This is a genomic window from Enterocloster bolteae, assembly GCF_002234575.2.
GTDB lineage: Bacteria > Bacillota > Clostridia > Lachnospirales > Lachnospiraceae > Enterocloster > Enterocloster bolteae.
This window is the reverse complement of sequence record NZ_CP022464.2, coordinates 1,361,255-1,378,713: the sequence shown is the minus strand read 5'-3', so window position 1 is coordinate 1,378,713 and position 17,459 is coordinate 1,361,255. Positions and strand designations below refer to the sequence as shown.

Sequence of the window (17,459 nt, the reverse complement as noted above, 5' to 3'; positions counted from 1 at the left end):
CTATCCAGCCGCATACATATCGTACTCGTACTTAATCTTTCCAACACCATTTTTGGCATAAATCCGTGTAGTTTCAACACTGGCATGCCCCATTAAATCACAAAGGGTTGGTAATGGCATACCCTTATTCAACGCGCGTGTAGCAAATGTATGACGAAGCAGATGCGGGAATACACGCTTTCCCAGCCCGGCCTGGTTTGCAATTCTACGGATGATATTTTCCAGCGCATTCTTCTTCAGACCTTGGTGAGGCGCCCTGCTGGAAAGTATAACAGCCCCCGCTCTACGACCATCTAAATACCTTTCCAGATACTCCATGGCTCTGTCTCCGAAGAATACAATACGCTCCTTCTGGCCTTTTCCCAGTACTTTCACGCATCCAACCTGCATATCAATGTCCTCTACATGCATCCCTACTACCTCGGAAACACGACATCCAGTTGCCAGGAACAGCTCCAACACTGCATTATCACGGACGTTTCCCCCACAGGCAATCCTCAACTTCTCAACCTCCCTGCTGGTTAAAGCCTCCCGGATTTCTGCCACATACTTAATGGGATCAACTGTTGCCATGGGATTTTTTCTGATATACCCACGGTCATGCAGAAATGCAAAGAAAGAGCTTGCGATACGTCTTTTATGGTCCTTTGTGCTGGTACTTATTTGCCGCACCTGCTCATAATAGTTCAGGCACTCAACCACATCTTCCCCTGTTATCTCCTGTACAGGCTTTCCCACATATACCAGCAGGTCAGTTAGAAACCGCTGGTATTGGTTAACTGTACTGGCTGAATAGTTCTCGAACCTCATTTTTCCAATGAAAATGTCCAGCTCCGGGAAGCTGACCACATTGGTACTCAGCCCTGTCTCCCTCTTGGCTACCTCATAGTTTCGGAGCACCGATGATAATGCCCCATCAATCACCTGCAGCGCAGGCCGGTCCAGCTCATTGGATAGCCTGGCCATCAGTTCATCTTTCAATCTTATTTCATCCATTCTAAAACCCCCTTCTCGTTATATTTGGATACTTCTATTTTACGAGAAGGAGGTCTAATCTTCCAGCCTGCTTTACTGTGCGCAATACCAATTTTAATAATAAGCAAAATCGTGAATGGATATATGCTGCTACCCTGTCAAATAAGAATACCGCATCTGTTGGCGTGAATATAAGAAATTACAGAGAAGCCTGTATAATCATAAATGGCCACAGAAAATCAGGTTCAATAATGATAGTTGATGATGTTCTACATTTCATTGCTCCCGAAGCTGGTACAGGGACTATGGCTTTTATGTACCTGGTTAAAGTCAACATTGTTAACGGAGGATTTGGCCTTTATGTAGAGGCGGCTAACCGAATATGTTTTCTGGAGTCCAATGCATGGCTGGAAAACAGAAATTGGTCTAATTCTTTTAATTTATATATCCGATGATTAAGTTTTGTAGCTATAGAAAATGACTATTTTGTATATATAAAATATGCTCGAAACTGATCATATCCAATCGCGGTAACAATATCTCCCTTAGATAAAGGATACATAAAAGGTGATGCAGTATTGCTTCCACCACCTGAATGATTCCAGCCCACCTGGGTACTATTAACATAGATGTAGCAAGCAGTTGTTCCAAGACTATATACGCCACCACATATGTATCCATCGTTAGGAGCAGTAAATGGCAGTGATACTGATTTATAATTTTTATAGTCTGGCGCTTTAATAATCTTGGTATTGAGCACATTAAGCTGTTCCTTTAGCAGCTTTCCCATCGGCCCCGATAGAACTGTTTCCTCATCTGTAGACAGAAAATCATTTACTATCTTACTCTTAAGGACATACGTTCCCAGCCGTTCCATTAAACCGGTGTTCGTTACAAACTCGGTCAGCAGCTTATTTGTAAGGGCGTCTATCAGCCCCTGGCCGGTGGTCCCTGCTCCCGCTTCTCCTCCAAGTATCCCATGAGTATCTATCGCTTTTAGATTAGCGGCCGTAAAAGTATCCCTGGTGATGATACTTCCCGGTGTCACAGCCGCTATCACATTGCTGACGCTGCCGATCAGTACATACAGAGTGAACTCCGCGAACTTTGACCGGTTCGTGGACCCATTGGCATAGATATAAGTTGGATCCGTTGAGATATCCATGTACCCGTACAGTATCTCTCCTTCATCCGGATCCTCCGCAAATACTCCCACCTCTGTGACCAGAAATCCCTCCGTTACGTTGTCGCTGCTCACCTGTACTGTGATATAGGCCATGTCATCCTGTACCCCGTAATCCGCTATCTCCGCATCTATTTTATAAGCATTCAGGCCAATCATGGATTCCGGCGAATATCCCTCTGGCGGTTTACCGGTCCCTACGGCAGCCCGTGTGAACTGCAGACTTCCCTGGGATGCCGCCAGCTTTGTTAGCAACCTAAATCCCTTACTGACAACAAACGTTCCTGTTGCCTGAATTGCATGTTCATTTGCCATCTTATCTTCCCTCCGGATATACAATCATTTTTGTATGTATGTACATATTTCCCTGTACCCTGACATGGGCCTTCCCTTCCCGGTGCCCATTCGTTTCCTGTGGCCGTCCTATGTATCTTACATAGGTTCCCAGCATGGTACCTGCATACAGCTTTCTTTTCCCTGCATAACGCTGCAGATATTCATGCACCGCTTTCAGATGGGCCGGGATATACTTCATGATGCGCTCCTCCTGTTCCAGGACCGGCTCCCTGGCATCAAAATAGTAACGGATAGTCAGGGTCAGATGCTCCGCATCCTCCAGTATCTCGCAGTCCCATCCGGTTATCTGTTTTATCTTGGCCTTCAGGTTTGGGATGTTCATGACTTCCTCATTTAACAGTATCATCCTCTCCCGCAGCCACTCAACCACTTCCAAGACCACATCCAGATACGCCTGTTCCGCCTGGAGCAGGTCCTCCATCTGTGGAATCCGTATCTTAATTCCCGGAAGCATTTTTTCATCCAGAAGCATTTAGTGTCAGTCCTTTCAATGCGAAAAATCGATCATAGGAAGCTGTTATGGACTCTTCTCCGTTATTCACGGTATAATTCACTATCTCCTTCACACCAGGCGTCCCGCCTATGAGCATTCCAATACGATAGTAATTCAATACTGTTTCTTTCTTTCCTTCCAGGGCAACTTCCGCCAGGTAGGATTTCACCTCCTTGCCTGCCTGGGTGCGGACGCTTTCCATATCCGCCCCTTCCTGCAGCTCGATGATGCCGTTAATAATCACCTCCACTGCCTCCGCTGCACGGATGACCGGCTGCGCTCCCACCGGCCTCTGGGTCTCAATGTAGGCTCTGACCAACTCCACCACCTCTGGTGTAGGTGCTCCGGCCTCTGGCGTGAGCAGGGCCACGTGGACGATTCCGGACCCATCTCTAACTCCATGAACTCGCGCACTGCCGATAACCCGTTTCCCTTCTGCATTTTCTACCTGCCTGGCCCAGAACGCATAGTGATTTTCATTTCCGGATGTGATGATCTCGTCAATCCGCAGGTCAATCTCATCCCACAGGGGTTTAATCAGCATGCTGTTATACCGGGCCAGCTCCTCAGACACGGCTTGCATGTTATCCATGGAGAAGCTCCCTTCAATCCGGGTGTCCTCATTTTTCAGTCCAGCCTTCAGCCTGGCCAGGATATCCGATGCGTTCCATTCCAGTTCCATTACCTCACCGCCTTTATATCATGTTGTATGGTTTCTTCACCGTACACACTTCTGCAGCGGAACGACTCCTTGATTCCATCCTTTTGTAGCACGAAATCGAATTCCGATAGCTCCTCTATATAAGGGTTACACATCAGTGCTTCCGTTGTGTACCGTTCCAGCTCCATCTGGGTCACCTCATCGTTCATCGGTTGGCCTATCAGCTGCTCCTCTATCTCGCTCCCAAACGTAGTATCATAGGCCGTATATCGGTACCTGGCTGTTTCCAACGCAAAATAAATCCAGATGCGCAGGGCCTCATTCCCCTGAACCAGATAGGTCCTGCCATCATCATCCAGTTTCAAGCAGTGTTTTTCAAAATCATACGCATATTCCCGGAACAAGGGAAGTTTCTTAGATGCAGCTTCCTGGACTGTCTCAGTATTAATAAATGGAAATACTCCCATGTCACACCTCCCTGCAGATAACATAAAAGGAGCTTCCTATCTGGGCCGCCAGCACGGTATCTCCGGCCATTGCGTCACACTGTGGGTTCCCATGAACATTATGTGAGAACAGCTCCCCTCCAATCCGGATGGCAGATGGCGACACATATTCCGCCAGGATGAGGGGACTGCTCCCGTTTGCCCCTTGTTCCTTAATACGCCTTGCCAGCTTTGCTGTATAACCTCCCATATCATCCTCCTCGCTTCTGTTTCTTGTTCTCGGATGGCTTATCAATCTCAACCTCATTCATCAGGTTCTGGAATGCAAGGGTCAGGCTCATCGTAGATTCCCCATTGGAATATTTGTGGCTGTCACTCTCAATAAAGAACTGACCTATCAGGCCGGTTTCTTCCTCCTGTACCAGCAATGCGTATCCGGCCATCGCCCGTGTGTCATCCGGGATTCCCGTGACCGTAGTGGATGGATCACTTCCATGGAGCAGATTCTTAGCTTCCGCTGCTGCGTCCTTTCCCTCTTCCTGTTCCAGGACTTTCTGGATGGTGCCATAGGCCGCCTGGCTTTCTGTATCCTCCACAATTCCCACTACGGTGCCCTTTTGATTGGTGATTAAAACCTTATTGACAAGGTTTTGAAGGGTGGTCTTGTAAGTAGCATCTGACAGGTTGGAATCTCCGGTCAGAATCACTCCGCTGTCCTGGCCTTTTTCAATGACGGATACCCGGTTAACCTCCGTCATCATCAGCTGATATTTCTTACCATTCTTCCGGGCGGCTGCCGTATAGGATGATTGTATGACCTGATATCCGGTCTTTTTTACACATGGATTCGTGATTGTAATACCCGTGGCTGCCATCGTTCCGGCCGTGATTCCAAGTGCCCCGCATACATCCCTTGCAATGTCCTCCGGAGCCCCGTTATAATCCTTCGTCAATTCGGATCCTGTTAAATAGAATATCAGGTCATAAGCCAGATACCGGACCAGGTTGCTTCCTGCCATCTTTTCAATATCAAAGATAATTCCGCCAAATAAGAAGGTTCCCGTGTCCGTCTGAAGGAGTACCTGGTCTCCCTCGTTAATGGTCACATTTGGGAAGTTTGGGTCCTGCGTGTTCTTGGCAATGGTAAATTCCAGTTTCCTGGCTATCTGTCCACTGTCCCCGCTCCAGGTTATGGTTTCCACCAATTCACTCAGATCCTTATCGCCCACCAGGATATTCAACTTTCGTTCTCCTTTCCGATTACGGGATTGCCAGGACCGTCCCCGGATAAATCCACCAGCCGTTGTTACTGCTGCTTTTTCCATGCTGCTTGGCGGCTGCTTCAATCACGGCACTGTTGGCCGCATATATCCGGGAGCTTTGGGTCCCGTTCCCGTATGCTTTTTTTGCGATCCCCCAAAGGGTATCCCCGCTTCCCACCGTATGGGTCTTAGCCGGGACTGCCTCGTCCGGGCGTTGTTTCAAGCCGTTGTCGCGCACCTGCAGCGGGATGGACACGGTCGGCACGGTCAGGTTCCGATACTCCGACAGCTCCAGCGTATAATACATATCCCCGCCGCCTTCCTTTACCTTAAAGCTGCATTTGTCAATCAGCATAGCCAGGTTGACTCCCATGTCCGTAATGATCAGGCGCTTTGTTTCCTTGTTCTCTTTCCAGTTCTCAATCTTAGCCTTGTATTTCTTAGGGGACATATCAGCATATCGGTAAAAAGGAGATTCCCGGCTAGGGAAAAAGGAGGAGATGGTCGCTGTGGCGACATCCCGGTTCCCCTTTAGATTGACCGTCCCCATGTTAAGGAGGGTCAGACGCTTATTAAGCTGCGGTGTGATGACTTCCAGTTCTACCGGGTTAACCGGCAGGACAATGTCTCCCAGCTTGATTTTCCTCGTTTTTCCCATAAGCCTCTCCTTTCTGTTTATGCCGTATTATCGAGTTCTTCTATGATTTTCTTTGCAGTGCGTTCGCTGATTTCCTCAATGTCATCCTCACTCCTTACATGGACTTCATCCGCTATCTTTTGGATTTGGATCGTGATGGTCTTTCCACCAGATGGCGTCACATCCCCTCCATCGGCTGGGTATCTGGAAAGTTGGATTATATTACTGTCTCCCATTGCTGCCCAGGCAAAGCTTTCCTTGGAAGGCAGTATCCGCGTCCCCTTCGGAAGGTCAATCAGCTCAGGGCCCTTCTCACCCACCCAGGTGGGACCGCCTCTCCAGTTATTGTCTCCTCTGGCGTTCTTCCCGGGACTGGCACCGCCTCCGGAGCTTCCGCTTCCGGTATCTCCTCCGCCGGTCACCAAATCCTTAACCTTGGACCAGGCCCCGGCCAGTAAGTCCGCACCCTTTCCAATGGTGTCAAATATCGGTTCAAGATGGGACCACACCCCGCTGATTGTATCCTGGATGCCAGGCCATACCTTCTGGACCACACCAAATACCAGCTCAAAGGTGGTAATCAGGATATCCATAACCGGGCTGATGATGCCCCAGGCCGTTTCCAGTACCTTAGCAATCGCTGGGCCTGCCGTTTCTATAACGGAATGGATGAATTCGGACCGCTCCGCCAAAAATTCCACCACACCGCCTATCTTGTCACCGATTTCCGACATGATGGTCGTGACAACCGGAGCTACTGCGGAGATGGCTGAGCCAATCCCGCCCGCCACAGCCCCAATGATAGAGGCCGCCTGTTGGATAATCGGCACCAGGCTCATGACCACGGGGCCGATACCCGTCATGGCCGTGGTAACAACCGGGGCTATCTGTCCAAATACCGTGGACATACTCCCTAAGAAGCTGGTTGCGATGGGCAGAGCCGTGGATACCACGCTGCTGATGATAGGAGCTATCTGAGTGAAGGCGGTCTTAGCCAAACCGATTCCCTTCCCAAGTCCCTGTCCGAATCCGGAGCTGAGTTTCTTTAAGACGGGCTGTGCCTCGTCCATTAGCCCAATCACCTCAGACAGGACCGGCTTTAACTGCTCCACCACACCAAGGCCGAAGTCCGCCGCGTTGCTTTTCATTTTGCCGGTAATCGTGGACATAAGCCCCGCTCCGGAACCGGCCAGCTTTCCGGCTGCTCCTCCAAAAAAGTCCTGAAGTTCACCGGATACGCCGGAAAATCCCTTCTTTTTGAATTCCTCCGCTGAAACCTTGAAGCCGAAGGATTTAAGCCGCTCCGTCTCCCCGACCTTTAAGTCTCCCAAAGCCTCGATGGCGTCCATGATGGAGGCGGTCCCTCCGCTGGCTGCTGCCATATCCTCCGCCAGCGTTACCAGGTTCATGGCGTCCGTGGTGCTTCCACCAGCAAGTGAAATGGCCCTTGAACCAGCCTGGATAACTTCCCCGGTTTCAAAGGGGGTCGCATTGGCATTTTCCCTCAGCTGCTGAATGTAGGACTGGGACTGCGCCTTTACATCCGCCTGGGAAAGCTCTTTATTCGTGGCCCCAACGAAATGTTCAATGGAAATCTGCTGCTGTTCCAGCTGCATCCCCGCACTGACGGATGCGCCAAGGGCCGCTGTTCCGGCTGCCGCAGCAATCCCCACCGGTATCGCCACAGCCTTGGCTGCCTTGCCAATCCTTCCTACAATTCCCTTGATGGCCCCGCTGGCCTTGTCCACCACCTTAACGACGGGGGAAGCCACCTTTCTTCCCAGACGGTCCAATGCACCGGCTGTCTTTTTTACCACCTTGAAAGCCGTATCCTTCGCCTTCAGCACGGCTGTTACAGGTCTCCCCACAGCCTTCAGGACAGTTCCCGCACCCTTAATCACCTTTGTGGCTGTATCCTTTGCCTTGACTGCCACCGTGACCGGTTTGGTTTTCTTCGCCGCATCCGTAACACGTTTTAACGCTCTGGTCGCATCGCTTACATCGGCCTTTAGTTTTCTGGGTGTTCCCCATACGCTTTTCAGGGCGCTGGATGTCTTTTTTGTATCCTCACGGAGTTTTGACTGCTCGCTCCGGAGGTTCCTCAAGGTGGCACTGGCATTATCCTTGAGGCTGATGCTTCCTGTTACGCCTCCCATCGCCTACCTCCTTCTGGACAGTACCCTGCATAGTGCCTTAAAATATTCCTCCTCCCGCTTTTGTTCCAGCCGCATGGATGCGACAAAGAAAAGCTTCTGGGATAGTCCCATGGACAAGAGATATTCCGGAGTGAATCCCTTCTGGATGTAATAGCTTAAAAACTCCGCCTCTCCATCCAGCCGGATTAGTTTTTTAGGCTTTCCTCTATGACCTCAATCTTGTTCTTTCCACTGACGCCGGACAGCTCCATGATCTTTTCCGCCAGCTGCCGGGTCTCATAAATCTCAAAAATGTCAACCACATCCGTGTATTCCTGGATGTTTCCGTCCTCCTTCATCTGCTTGGCAACCGCTTTTAAATCCGGATCCACAGTGGCTATGTAGACGGAATATTTATCACCCGCGTAAGGGTCATCCGTATTATCAATCTCCGATACCTCCGCAATCTCCTGTTTTGAAAGGCCGCGGATCCGGATCCGTTCATCCATACTTGGCACCCGGACCAGGCAGGTGCGGTGTATCTTCTTTTCCTCCGCCCGTTTTTCTGCCTTTGCTAAAAAGCGTTTAAAAATATCCTCTTTATTCTGTTCCATTTTCCGATTCCTCCGTCCTATTTGATTTCGTCCAAGTTCTTCATGTCGCTTGGGGTAAAGCCGAACTCCCACTCCTCCTGTACCTGTCCCCCTGTCTCCCAGCTGATGACCGGGATGGTGTTCCACCATACATTATCCGTGCTCCAGCGTTCTATCTGGCCGTCCACGGCATCCGGGTCCTTCAGCTTTGCAATGATCTGGCAGCGGACATCCTGGCCTGCACTCAGCTTTTCTAAGACAGCCTTTGCCCTGGAATAAACCTTCTTGATGGACAGGGTACCTGACCCCTTAAGCCCAGTCATCTTGCTGTCCACGTCCATCCCCATCTGCACATCCTCGCGGTTGACCTCCACCTTCTGTTCAATCTTCTGGAGAACGAATATCTTTTCACCGTCCACCCAGACCTCGCCCCAACTTCCGGTCAGGGTCCGGTTCCCTCTCACGTTTCCTGCCATTGTCTCCTCCTTACATATTCACGGTCATCTGCAGGTCCTCCATTGCGTCCACGAACTTCACATGGCTGGCAATGAACACCTTGGCCCCAGTGTTGGCTGTCAGAATTTCTGTCTCTGTCATCTGGGATACATCCTGTCCCCGTTCCTGCAGGTACTGCTTCTGGGCCTGTGCGTCCACCGATGCCGTATTGTCATAGCTGGCATCCAGCACCTCCCCTGCGAGTCCTGCCTGATATGCACGTACGGCCGCCACGAACAGCTGCTTGTTGTCATAGTCATTCACATACTTTCCTACATAGCTGTCTGTGAAGGTGTTGCGGATGTCGTCCTGATAGAGATCCATCCCCTCCACAATCTTAATCTTGCGCACATCCTCCGTCTTTTCCTTCGTAAAGGTGGTCAGGCTGTTGACGCCCCGGCCTACCTTGTATTTCTCCCCGTCAAACACCAGGATGAACTCTCCCTTGTTAATGCGTTCATCCGGGTCCGATGGACACTCTGCCTTTAATACGTCTCCCAGCACATAGTAAGTGCTGGAGCGTGACAGAGAAAGCCCGGCTAAGACCCCCGCAATCCGTGCACAGTATTCCTTTGCCGTGTGGGTCTTTCCAGTAATGGAGGACTCTATCCCATCCGTGGTCAGATTGATAATCCCTTCATGGTCGCTGGCACTTGCGGCCAGCACTGCTTTAAACGTCTTATGGTTCTTATTCCGCATCTCCTTAATCCAGGCCGCCAGCGTGGTCTTGTCCTCGTCTGAAATATCCGGATAGCACAGGTAATTCCAGCGCAGGTACATCAGCTCCTTCAATGCCGCAGCCAGGTTGGGGGACTCGGCGGACTCCCTCAGTACAATCACCCGCACGGGTCCTCCTTCAAATAGCAGCTTTAAATATCCGTAGTTGGCTTCCGTCATGTGCTCAAAGTCAATATCCAGGATGCTCTCATAAACCGACAGCCTCTGTCCGCCCTCCGTGTCATCCTTTATCATACAGACCACAATTCCCCTCTCGCTCCGTTCGATGGCGGAGGCGGCAAGGCCCTTAAATATAATTGTGATGTTCGGTAATCCTAATGCCATGTTCTCATCCTCTCTCGCTTCTCATTTCCAGTATTCCAATCTCCGTTCCTTCCTCCGCCCGGTCCGATACGATGAAGGTAAGAGGGAAGGTCAGGTGAAGCATGCCGCCGCTGATATTGGTGGTAACGCGGGCTACCGTGGCTGCCCGCCTCTCTCCTCCGTAAGCAAATGGAAAGACCGGCCGGAATACGCGGTCCAGTTCCATGGCCTTTTCGCCATATCTGCGGATTGACTCCTCTGGCTCATGGTAATCTACGGATACCATCAGGGCCGCTTCTGTCTGGTCCGGGCTGATAGTCGTAAATGAGGTGGGAATCACCTCCACAAAATACCATTTACTGCTATCCTCGTTCTCCGGTTCCAGCGTCCTGTCCGTCCGCATAATTTCCTCGGCATACACATCCACATCCGGTTCATGACCACGCAGCATGCTGATGGCCGCATCCTTTACTGCCTGTAAGATGTTCTCATCCATACAGTTCCTCCTGTCTTATACAATGTCATGGGTGTTCAGAAAATCGTTCATCCATTCCTGCAGGTAACCGGGAAGTACGGCCTGAAGCTCCGCAAGGGACAGCTCCATCATGTGGGCCCCCTTAACCGTCTTTGCTTTCAGGCGCTTCCCCAGGGCCGGAACATACTGCCCTACTTTCTGCCGGTGTCCCCATTCCACTGCTTCGGCATACTCTACGTTGTTGTACACCTCAATCACATATTCATCCCCACGCTTCCGGACTTCTCCCACCTTCCAGTTGTTCTGCAGCCAGCTGGTCTTTTTAGGAGTTTTCTCCTTGACCTTGCCCTGCAGCTCCATGGCCACCTGGATGACCATGGCCTTAAACTCTTCCGGATACTGCTCCTCAATGGCCCTGGCCAGTTCCTGTTCCCATTCGTCCAGTCCATCCATACGGTATTCCGTCCCGGCCATCAGACACGCTCCTGTTCCATGACAAGCGGGACCTGGTTGTGAGAGGGCTGACGCTCGGCCAGTCCGGCCATGGCTTTGGTGAGCCGTCCCCGCTGTTTAATTTCCAGATAATCATTAGGCTCTATCTCTATCTCCGGACGCACAAACAGACTATACTGGGTGGGGACACTTCCGGCGGGCAGTTCCCGGTTCAGTGTTCCTCCCGTATGGGTGGACAAAGCGCAGGAGATGGATTCATAAACCTTCCTTCCCTCCGCTTTCCTGTGAAAGGCCGTCTCCCCGTTTGGCAGACGGTCTTTGAAAGGCCGGTAAACAGTCACGGTATCTTCATAGGTCAAAGCCAGGATATCTGCTTCTGTCATGTGTTCCTCCTTTATTTTGGCAGGTTCATCTTTTTATAGCGGCGTAGCTGGGGCTCATAGTCTTTCAAAAGCCGGGAGGATGCCTGGGTAAGGGCCGTGTCGTCTCGATAGGTGATAGAGGTATCTCCCCTGGTCACGGAGGAGACGGCCCCCGCACTGGACAGGTTCATCTCCTCCTTTAAGGTGTCCTCCACCATCTGTGCGATCACCGGCTCCAGCATTTTAGGTATGTCCTCCCGGTTGCAGCGGATGAGGACCATGGTTCCAATCCTCCGAATACATCGCTCCACATCTGATTTCTTGTCATCCGATAGCTTTAGGGAGGCCATCACCTCCCCGGTTATCCATGTAAGCTGCTCACTGGTCATCTGCGTCTCCCCTCCATTATGCCGGTTCTTCCGGTTCCACAGAGGCCGGTTTTGCCTGTTTAAAATTTGCACGGCAGGTCTTGAGCTTTTCCTTCGTGATCCACAGATCATGGTATCTCCGGTAATCCCATCCCCATGCCCGGGCCTTCTGGTTGGTTTCCGGGTCAAAAATTCGCATTTTGTCCGTTTTAGAAACCGCGATGGGGGCGTTCTGCGGCGTGATAAGCCAGTTAATGTCAATAGCGTCCTCCGCCGCCTTAAATCCACCTTTTTCCTGTCCGGCTGTCTTTCCGTCCTGGAATACATACTTGGACTTCATGCGGCTAGAAGGCACGGACCGTAAGGGAATCCCATTCAAGGATTTGACCTTGACTGTCACTTCTCCCTGGGAAAAATCCGTCACGTCCAGCCTCCTGGACAGCTTGTCCGAATTGTTCAAGAGGTTTAAAACCAGAGTAGAGATAGAGACGATGAGAGGGATGTTCTCCCCTACTACATCCTGAACAGCCGCTATATCATCTAAGAGCGCCTTCAGGATACTCGATTCCGTAGGCGTATAGCTGTATGCTGCCAGGTCCACTCCCATGCATTTTTGCGCGATGGTGCTGTAACGGTAGGCATCAATCTCCGGGACCACATGGACCCGCTGGAATTCTCCCATCAGGCTGGCGGCTGCCAGTACAAAGCCGGACTCATCCACATCGTTTTCATCGATCTGGAAAGAGCGGCCCCTGTCCTTGGTCATCTTCATGGTCTGCCACGAAAGGTCCACGCTGCCTGCGACAAACCCGTTCGCTCGGTCATAGTCCGCCAGCCCGTCCATGACGACATTGGGTATTTTCACCTCATCGCCCCCGCTGTAGCGCACCAGGTCACGGTTCACCTCCATCCAGCCGGATGTAGCCTGTTCCACAGCTGCCGCGTCAAGCTCCGGCTGAAATATCTTTGCATACTCAATTGTGTTTGCCATCTTATAATCCTCCTCTGATTCGTTTCTGGATTTCCGCGCTGATCATGCCGTCTGTCAGACTGGCTGCTCCTCCCAGTCCCTTGGGAGTGGTGCCCTTAAGTCGCTCCTTGATGCCGGTCTCCAACTGCTCCTGGTACATGGCTCCAATCTTCTCCAGGCTGGCCGCCATCCTGGCTTCATCTGTATAATCCAGGAATTCCGACAGTCCGCCCGGAAGCTTCTTCTCCGCCAGCTTAGCGGACGCTTTCTGTTCCAGCTCCATCCGCTTCAGTTTCCCGGTCAGCTCTGCGTTCTCCTTTTTTATGGCCTCCCGCTCCTCGGCCTCCCGTTCCTGCGGTGAAAGCTTCTCCAGGCGCTTTTCCTCCGCCCGCCGGGCCTCTTCCGCCTCCTTTGCTTCCTTTACGGCTTTTTCAATCTCTGCGGCCAGCTCTGCCTGGGTATAGGTTTTTTCTGCCTGCTTTTCATGGGAAGCCGCCTTCCCGTCTGTCCCTTCCTCCTTTGTTTCCCCTGCTGTTTTCCCATCCTTTGCGGGCGTCTGTGTTCCTGGGCTCTCCTCTTTCTTCTGGCTGCCTCCCAGGAGGCTGCGTATCTTATCAAGCAGTCCCCCCTCCTCCTGTTTCTCTCCCTGCTGCTCCAATACCGTTTCTGACACAGCTGCCTTTGTTCCTTCTTCCATCCAATGTTCCTCCTATCCATTTACTTCCGCCATGATTTGGGCTTTTTCTTCCTCTTTGATCCACTTCTTTTTGACCGCATTGGTCAGATATTGTTCGTTGCCTGTTTCTCGATAGATACGGGTCAATGTCTGTATCATGCTCCCTCACCTCCTGTCAGTGCATCCATAGTAAGCACATCCGTGGTTTCCTCCACTGCCCCTACTCGGTCCGCCAGCTTTTCGAGTTCCGTACGTTCCCGGATCCCCCAGGAAGCAAGGAGGGTGCCGTCCTCCTTTCCCCGGACTACCAGCACCGGATTTCCAAGTATGAGGTGCTCATATGTCCCGGTCACCGTATCACCATTCTTTATCTGTACCCGGGATAAGTTCTCTTTTGTCATCTTCTCCCAATCCGTCATTAAGGCTTCCCGCCCCTCATAGGCGGCCTCCATCTGCCCCAGGCAGGATCCGGCTTCCAAGATGATGGCTGTTCCGTCCTTTAACAGTAATTTACGTTTTTCCATGATGTTCTCCTTCCATTGCTCCTATTTTTGCGTAATAAAATAAGCCCCATAGATGGGACTCATTCTCATTTCGTTACTGTATCGTTCTTTCAGATGATTCTGGCTCAATCCGATGCGGGCAGGCGTTCTTCCCGGACCATATCTCTTTTGGGATTCCTTTTTCATATGACAGGCAGTAGTGGAGCTTCCATGCCTCCTCCTCATCACAGGGAGCCAGGATTCCCTCCATCAGTTCATCGTATACCAAGCAGTTTTCACAGTTCTCATGCTTCATGCGATTTACACTCCTTCACCAGGCGTTTTATGTATTCCGGCATCGGCTCCCCGTTTTCGTACATAACCGCTGCCTCACAAATAAACTCCCGTTCATTTTCCGAAGCGCGGTAGGAAATACCATAAATATCGCCGCTTTTCATAGCCCTATTATAACATTCCTTTAATTCCCTGTCATCCCGCATCCCTGTTTCGTTTACAATCATATGCATCATTTCATGCTGGATGACACATGCTATCTCACGGCCGTTATATAAGACATTTCCCCGGCTGTAGCGTTTTAATTCCATCTGCCTGCCATATGCCTCCCTGACTGCTTCCGATGCCCCTTCATTTAGTCTCGTCCGCAGCTTTCCCATGGAAGTTTCAATCCGTTTTGTCCAGTTCAGTACACTTCCTTCATAATACTTCTCCGGCGCATTCATGAGTGCCGTACCCATCCGTAATTGTTTTCCAACGGCTGAGCCTATTTTTCCAGGCGCATCCCGGGAATCAAATATGGTGATTTCATCCAGTTTCTGAAACGGGGCCTTTGCAAGCTGCCGTTCCAGCTCCGCAGCTGCTTTCTTGTAATTTGCTTGATTGACCTCCCCGGTCACCTTTACCTTGGATGCGTAGGGCTGCAGCAGGCCGGTCGCCTCCCGTCGTTCCTTTAGGCTCGCAAAGATGCCTTTCTTAACCGGCTCCTGTCCTGGTCCTGATTCCACTTGATCCGCTTCCTCCATATGCTTTTTCTTCCATTCTTCAAACTTCGGATTGCTTTCCAGCGGATTTCCCTGGCGCTGTTTAAATACAGGTATATCATATGCAGCCACCGTGGTACATTTACAGTTCGGATGGATGGGCGGCAGGTTTTCCCCGGCGCGTGCGTCTGATAGTTCAAACATCTGACCATTCAGGCGCTGGCAGATTTCACAGCCTCCCCCCAGGAAACGGTACTTTGTCACTCCGGCATCCTGATACGCAAGCAGCTGGCCCTGATTGGCAAAGTAACTGGCCTCCGTCCGTACCAGACGCTGGGCCGCATACCTTCCCTTCCCCATCACATCGTCAATCTCCTTTGCAATCTTATCCACACTGGCCCCGCTCATGAATCCCAGAGTCAGTTCACGGCGGGTCAGCGCTGCCAGCTGGTCCGTGTTGTCCCAAAGCGCTTTTGAATACTGCCTTCCGCTCCATGGATAAGATAATATCTGCTTTAACAGCCGTTCATCCACCTTCGACACATCCCAGGCCACGCCCCCGATACTCTGGATATCGAACATTTTACGTTCATAGTTGGTCTGAACAAGGCCTTCCAGCAGTCCGGTCAACTCTGTCTCTGACCGGCCAGCCAGACGTGACATGTTATGGTACACATTCGCCAGCAGCTGCTCCTTCCGGCTGACCTGGCTCTTGGCCGCCAGGGTGTTCAGTTCCAAGGCCAGCCGCGAATCCTTCCCCTGGCCTTCCAGTTCCTCAAGGTATCCCTCCAATGACTTTTTCCATGTACTGTATTCCTTTCCCGTCAGCAGCTTTGAGGCCTGGGCCTCTGTCAGCTGATTGTCCCTTGCATACCGGCTGTAAAAGGCCCGTATTTCATTTTCAAGGCCATTCACACATTCGTCATACAGCTCCATCAAGTCTGCCTCGCATCCATCGGACGCTTCTGCGTTCCGTAAGACCTGTTCTTTTGCTGCTTCAATCCATGCATTGCGTTGCCGCTGGTTCATCCTTTTTCAGCCTCCCCTTCCTGGTCGGCCTCTTCGGTCTGGAATGCCCGGGCCAGGTTCTGGTACATACCAAAGGATTCCATCCCCTCCTGTTTCTCCTCCTCCAGCTTTTCCAGCTCCTCCTTCGGATTGTCCACAAAGGGCAGAAGTTGCAGCAGCGTCTCCTTAGACAGCATACTGGACAGGTTTCCTATGATTTGTGACTGCTCCAGGATGTTCTGCGGCTTATTACGCCGGAACTGCATATCAAGGTCCCGGTAATCATAATTATGTCCCAGCAGGTTCAGGACGTGGGTAATTAGCTCAATCCTCCGCTGCAGAGCCCGCTTGAACTTCCGTTCCTTGATGGCGCATATCTGCTCCAGGCCCCACAGCTTATAGGAGACCGCCACACCGGACAGATTCCCTCCAAACGCCTCATCTGTCATGTTGGGGACATTGGCTCCCAGGTGGATATCCTCACGCAACCGGTTCTTATAGTTCTCGAGCGCCGTGTCATCCACTGTCTTTAAAATCCATCCCACATCTCCTCCATCCTCCAGAATGACGGCACGTTCCCGCTTCATCTGCGCTATGTCCTTGGAATCCACATCCCCCAGCCGCGTCACCTTCAGGATGGCATCGTCATTGTACTGAAAATAGTTGGCCGTATTGGATTGCACCCGGTTATAAGCGTCAATCTCGGAAAGGACCCCTTCAAAGTCCCCAATCCGCTCCCGGTTGTTGACGTACTCGCAAAATGGCACGTCATTCCAATAATGCTCTTTCCACCCGGTCACTTCTAACACTCCTCCGTTAAAAGATTGTAGGTAGATAACCTGGGTCCACGTCCAAAACTCCACACGCAGGAGAATATTCCCATTCTTATCCATGCCCCGCACCATGCGGATGGCCGCAAGCGGGGAGGTGAACTCGCTTTCCGTCTCATAAAACAGGATAAGGTTTTCCGGGAAAACCAGGCCCAGCCGGATCCTCCCGTCCTCATCCAGATAGACCATCTCAAAGCAGTCCCCTTTGATGCTGCACTGTTTCCCCAGCTCCGTGTTGTGATCCTGCTCATCGTTATAGTCGAAGATATCCTGAATGGTCTGCAGATATTCCTCGTTCTCGGAGCTGTACACCACCGGCTGCCCCAGGAAATAGCCTGTGGCCGTGTCGGTGATGTAGCGGGCCATGTTATTGACAATCCGGTTGTCACCTCCGGTCTTATCTGTCCGCTCTGAATGCAGGATGTCATGATCCCCCACATAGTAGCGTTCCAGTTTCCTGTATTTCATTTGGTAGCTTTGCTTCACCACGATTTCCCGGATATCCTTCACCGTCAGGGACTCGATGGAGGCCCGGTCCATATATACAATCATTGGATTC

General features: G+C 51.3%; 23 protein-coding genes. All 23 read right to left on the bottom strand.

The genetic code is table 11. The features are described 5' to 3' along the window. The gene (locus CGC65_RS06470; RefSeq protein ID WP_002570850.1) at nucleotides 1-996 is read right to left on the bottom strand and encodes a tyrosine-type recombinase/integrase; all 996 of its coding nucleotides are present in this window, start codon (nucleotides 994-996) and stop codon (nucleotides 1-3) included. 460 nt (nucleotides 997-1,456) lie between these two features. Then, nucleotides 1,457-2,473, bottom strand: coding sequence for a hypothetical protein (locus CGC65_RS06460; RefSeq protein ID WP_007037068.1), 1,017 nt, complete (start codon nucleotides 2,471-2,473; stop codon nucleotides 1,457-1,459). Between the two features lies 1 nt (nucleotide 2,474). Next, on the bottom strand, nucleotides 2,475-2,987 hold the full coding sequence (locus CGC65_RS06455) for a hypothetical protein (RefSeq protein ID WP_002570852.1): 513 nt from the start codon (nucleotides 2,985-2,987) through the stop codon (nucleotides 2,475-2,477). Further along, nucleotides 2,974-3,690, bottom strand: coding sequence for a baseplate J/gp47 family protein (locus CGC65_RS06450; RefSeq protein ID WP_002570853.1), 717 nt, complete (start codon nucleotides 3,688-3,690; stop codon nucleotides 2,974-2,976). The genes CGC65_RS06455 and CGC65_RS06450 overlap by 14 nt, the downstream gene beginning before the upstream one ends. Continuing rightward, nucleotides 3,690-4,136, bottom strand: a complete 447-nt coding sequence (locus CGC65_RS06445) for a DUF2634 domain-containing protein (RefSeq protein WP_002570854.1) — start codon at nucleotides 4,134-4,136, stop codon at nucleotides 3,690-3,692. Before CGC65_RS06445 ends, CGC65_RS06450 begins: the two co-directional genes overlap by 1 nt. Nucleotide 4,137: 1 nt before the next feature. Beyond that, nucleotides 4,138-4,365: a hypothetical protein gene (locus CGC65_RS06440; protein ID WP_002570855.1), complete on the bottom strand. Its 228-nt coding sequence runs from the start codon at nucleotides 4,363-4,365 to the stop codon at nucleotides 4,138-4,140. 1 nt (nucleotide 4,366) lies between these two features. After that, the gene (locus tag CGC65_RS06435; RefSeq protein ID WP_002570856.1) at nucleotides 4,367-5,356 is read right to left on the bottom strand and encodes an XkdQ/YqbQ family protein; all 990 of its coding nucleotides are present in this window, start codon (nucleotides 5,354-5,356) and stop codon (nucleotides 4,367-4,369) included. Between the two features lie 19 nt (nucleotides 5,357-5,375). Continuing rightward, nucleotides 5,376-6,035, bottom strand: a complete 660-nt coding sequence (locus CGC65_RS06430) for a LysM peptidoglycan-binding domain-containing protein (RefSeq protein ID WP_002570857.1) — start codon at nucleotides 6,033-6,035, stop codon at nucleotides 5,376-5,378. A 17-nt stretch (nucleotides 6,036-6,052) separates the two neighbouring features. Then, the gene (locus CGC65_RS06425; protein WP_002570858.1) at nucleotides 6,053-8,170 is read right to left on the bottom strand and encodes a phage tail family protein; all 2,118 of its coding nucleotides are present in this window, start codon (nucleotides 8,168-8,170) and stop codon (nucleotides 6,053-6,055) included. A gap of 185 nt (nucleotides 8,171-8,355) precedes the next feature. After that, on the bottom strand, nucleotides 8,356-8,763 hold the full coding sequence (locus tag CGC65_RS06420) for a hypothetical protein (protein WP_002570859.1): 408 nt from the start codon (nucleotides 8,761-8,763) through the stop codon (nucleotides 8,356-8,358). A gap of 17 nt (nucleotides 8,764-8,780) precedes the next feature. After that, nucleotides 8,781-9,218 (bottom strand): phage tail tube protein, encoded by a 438-nt coding sequence (locus tag CGC65_RS06415; RefSeq protein WP_002570860.1) that lies wholly within the window; start codon nucleotides 9,216-9,218, stop codon nucleotides 8,781-8,783. A gap of 10 nt (nucleotides 9,219-9,228) precedes the next feature. Next, a complete protein-coding gene (locus tag CGC65_RS06410) occupies nucleotides 9,229-10,299 on the bottom strand; it encodes a phage tail sheath subtilisin-like domain-containing protein (RefSeq protein WP_002570861.1) in 1,071 nt (356 codons plus the stop codon). Nucleotides 10,300-10,303: 4 nt separating this feature from the next. Continuing rightward, nucleotides 10,304-10,774 (bottom strand): hypothetical protein, encoded by a 471-nt coding sequence (locus CGC65_RS06405; protein ID WP_002570862.1) that lies wholly within the window; start codon nucleotides 10,772-10,774, stop codon nucleotides 10,304-10,306. A 15-nt stretch (nucleotides 10,775-10,789) separates the two neighbouring features. Then, nucleotides 10,790-11,227 (bottom strand): HK97 gp10 family phage protein, encoded by a 438-nt coding sequence (locus CGC65_RS06400; RefSeq protein ID WP_002570863.1) that lies wholly within the window; start codon nucleotides 11,225-11,227, stop codon nucleotides 10,790-10,792. Further along, entirely contained in the window at nucleotides 11,227-11,589 is a 363-nt protein-coding gene (locus CGC65_RS06395; protein ID WP_002570864.1) for a hypothetical protein, read from the bottom strand. Before CGC65_RS06395 ends, CGC65_RS06400 begins: the two co-directional genes overlap by 1 nt. Before the next feature lie 11 nt (nucleotides 11,590-11,600). Further along, nucleotides 11,601-11,957: a head-tail connector protein gene (locus tag CGC65_RS06390; protein ID WP_002570865.1), complete on the bottom strand. Its 357-nt coding sequence runs from the start codon at nucleotides 11,955-11,957 to the stop codon at nucleotides 11,601-11,603. Between the two features lie 16 nt (nucleotides 11,958-11,973). Next, nucleotides 11,974-12,927: a hypothetical protein gene (locus CGC65_RS06385; protein ID WP_002570866.1), complete on the bottom strand. Its 954-nt coding sequence runs from the start codon at nucleotides 12,925-12,927 to the stop codon at nucleotides 11,974-11,976. A gap of 1 nt (nucleotide 12,928) precedes the next feature. Continuing rightward, nucleotides 12,929-13,603 carry a capsid assembly scaffolding protein Gp46 family protein gene (locus CGC65_RS06380; RefSeq protein WP_002570867.1) on the bottom strand — a complete coding sequence of 225 codons (675 nt, stop codon included), beginning with the start codon at nucleotides 13,601-13,603 and terminating at the stop codon, nucleotides 12,929-12,931. 12 nt (nucleotides 13,604-13,615) lie between these two features. Then, the gene (locus CGC65_RS31530; protein WP_002570868.1) at nucleotides 13,616-13,741 is read right to left on the bottom strand and encodes a hypothetical protein; all 126 of its coding nucleotides are present in this window, start codon (nucleotides 13,739-13,741) and stop codon (nucleotides 13,616-13,618) included. After that, a complete protein-coding gene (locus CGC65_RS06375; protein ID WP_002570869.1) occupies nucleotides 13,738-14,106 on the bottom strand; it encodes a hypothetical protein in 369 nt (122 codons plus the stop codon). The genes CGC65_RS31530 and CGC65_RS06375 overlap by 4 nt, the downstream gene beginning before the upstream one ends. Nucleotides 14,107-14,179: 73 nt before the next feature. Continuing rightward, nucleotides 14,180-14,380 carry a hypothetical protein gene (locus CGC65_RS06370; protein WP_002570870.1) on the bottom strand — a complete coding sequence of 67 codons (201 nt, stop codon included), beginning with the start codon at nucleotides 14,378-14,380 and terminating at the stop codon, nucleotides 14,180-14,182. Further along, complete coding sequence (locus tag CGC65_RS06365) at nucleotides 14,370-16,091, bottom strand: minor capsid protein (RefSeq protein WP_002570871.1); 1,722 nt, start codon at nucleotides 16,089-16,091, stop codon at nucleotides 14,370-14,372. Before CGC65_RS06365 ends, CGC65_RS06370 begins: the two co-directional genes overlap by 11 nt. Continuing rightward, a complete protein-coding gene (locus CGC65_RS06360; RefSeq protein ID WP_002570872.1) occupies nucleotides 16,088-17,452 on the bottom strand; it encodes a phage portal protein in 1,365 nt (454 codons plus the stop codon). The genes CGC65_RS06365 and CGC65_RS06360 overlap by 4 nt, the downstream gene beginning before the upstream one ends. Between the last annotated feature and the right edge of the window lie 7 nt (nucleotides 17,453-17,459).

Coding starts and splice junctions, on each gene's coding strand:
- CGC65_RS06470 (WP_002570850.1), bottom strand. CDS start 996: ATGGATGAAATAAGATTGAAAGATGAACTGATGGCCAGGCTATCCAAT.
- CGC65_RS06460 (WP_007037068.1), bottom strand. CDS start 2,473: ATGGCAAATGAACATGCAATTCAGGCAACAGGAACGTTTGTTGTCAGT.
- CGC65_RS06455 (WP_002570852.1), bottom strand. CDS start 2,987: ATGCTTCTGGATGAAAAAATGCTTCCGGGAATTAAGATACGGATTCCA.
- CGC65_RS06450 (WP_002570853.1), bottom strand. CDS start 3,690: ATGGAACTGGAATGGAACGCATCGGATATCCTGGCCAGGCTGAAGGCT.
- CGC65_RS06445 (WP_002570854.1), bottom strand. CDS start 4,136: ATGGGAGTATTTCCATTTATTAATACTGAGACAGTCCAGGAAGCTGCA.
- CGC65_RS06440 (WP_002570855.1), bottom strand. CDS start 4,365: ATGGGAGGTTATACAGCAAAGCTGGCAAGGCGTATTAAGGAACAAGGG.
- CGC65_RS06430 (WP_002570857.1), bottom strand. CDS start 6,035: ATGGGAAAAACGAGGAAAATCAAGCTGGGAGACATTGTCCTGCCGGTT.
- CGC65_RS06425 (WP_002570858.1), bottom strand. CDS start 8,170: ATGGGAGGCGTAACAGGAAGCATCAGCCTCAAGGATAATGCCAGTGCC.
- CGC65_RS06420 (WP_002570859.1), bottom strand. CDS start 8,763: ATGGAACAGAATAAAGAGGATATTTTTAAACGCTTTTTAGCAAAGGCA.
- CGC65_RS06415 (WP_002570860.1), bottom strand. CDS start 9,218: ATGGCAGGAAACGTGAGAGGGAACCGGACCCTGACCGGAAGTTGGGGC.
- CGC65_RS06410 (WP_002570861.1), bottom strand. CDS start 10,299: ATGGCATTAGGATTACCGAACATCACAATTATATTTAAGGGCCTTGCC.
- CGC65_RS06405 (WP_002570862.1), bottom strand. CDS start 10,774: ATGGATGAGAACATCTTACAGGCAGTAAAGGATGCGGCCATCAGCATG.
- CGC65_RS06400 (WP_002570863.1), bottom strand. CDS start 11,227: ATGGCCGGGACGGAATACCGTATGGATGGACTGGACGAATGGGAACAG.
- CGC65_RS06395 (WP_002570864.1), bottom strand. CDS start 11,589: ATGACAGAAGCAGATATCCTGGCTTTGACCTATGAAGATACCGTGACT.
- CGC65_RS06390 (WP_002570865.1), bottom strand. CDS start 11,957: ATGACCAGTGAGCAGCTTACATGGATAACCGGGGAGGTGATGGCCTCC.
- CGC65_RS06385 (WP_002570866.1), bottom strand. CDS start 12,927: ATGGCAAACACAATTGAGTATGCAAAGATATTTCAGCCGGAGCTTGAC.
- CGC65_RS06380 (WP_002570867.1), bottom strand. CDS start 13,603: ATGGAAGAAGGAACAAAGGCAGCTGTGTCAGAAACGGTATTGGAGCAG.
- CGC65_RS31530 (WP_002570868.1), bottom strand. CDS start 13,741: ATGATACAGACATTGACCCGTATCTATCGAGAAACAGGCAACGAACAA.
- CGC65_RS06375 (WP_002570869.1), bottom strand. CDS start 14,106: ATGGAAAAACGTAAATTACTGTTAAAGGACGGAACAGCCATCATCTTG.
- CGC65_RS06370 (WP_002570870.1), bottom strand. CDS start 14,380: ATGAAGCATGAGAACTGTGAAAACTGCTTGGTATACGATGAACTGATG.
- CGC65_RS06365 (WP_002570871.1), bottom strand. CDS start 16,091: ATGAACCAGCGGCAACGCAATGCATGGATTGAAGCAGCAAAAGAACAG.
- CGC65_RS06360 (WP_002570872.1), bottom strand. CDS start 17,452: ATGATTGTATATATGGACCGGGCCTCCATCGAGTCCCTGACGGTGAAG.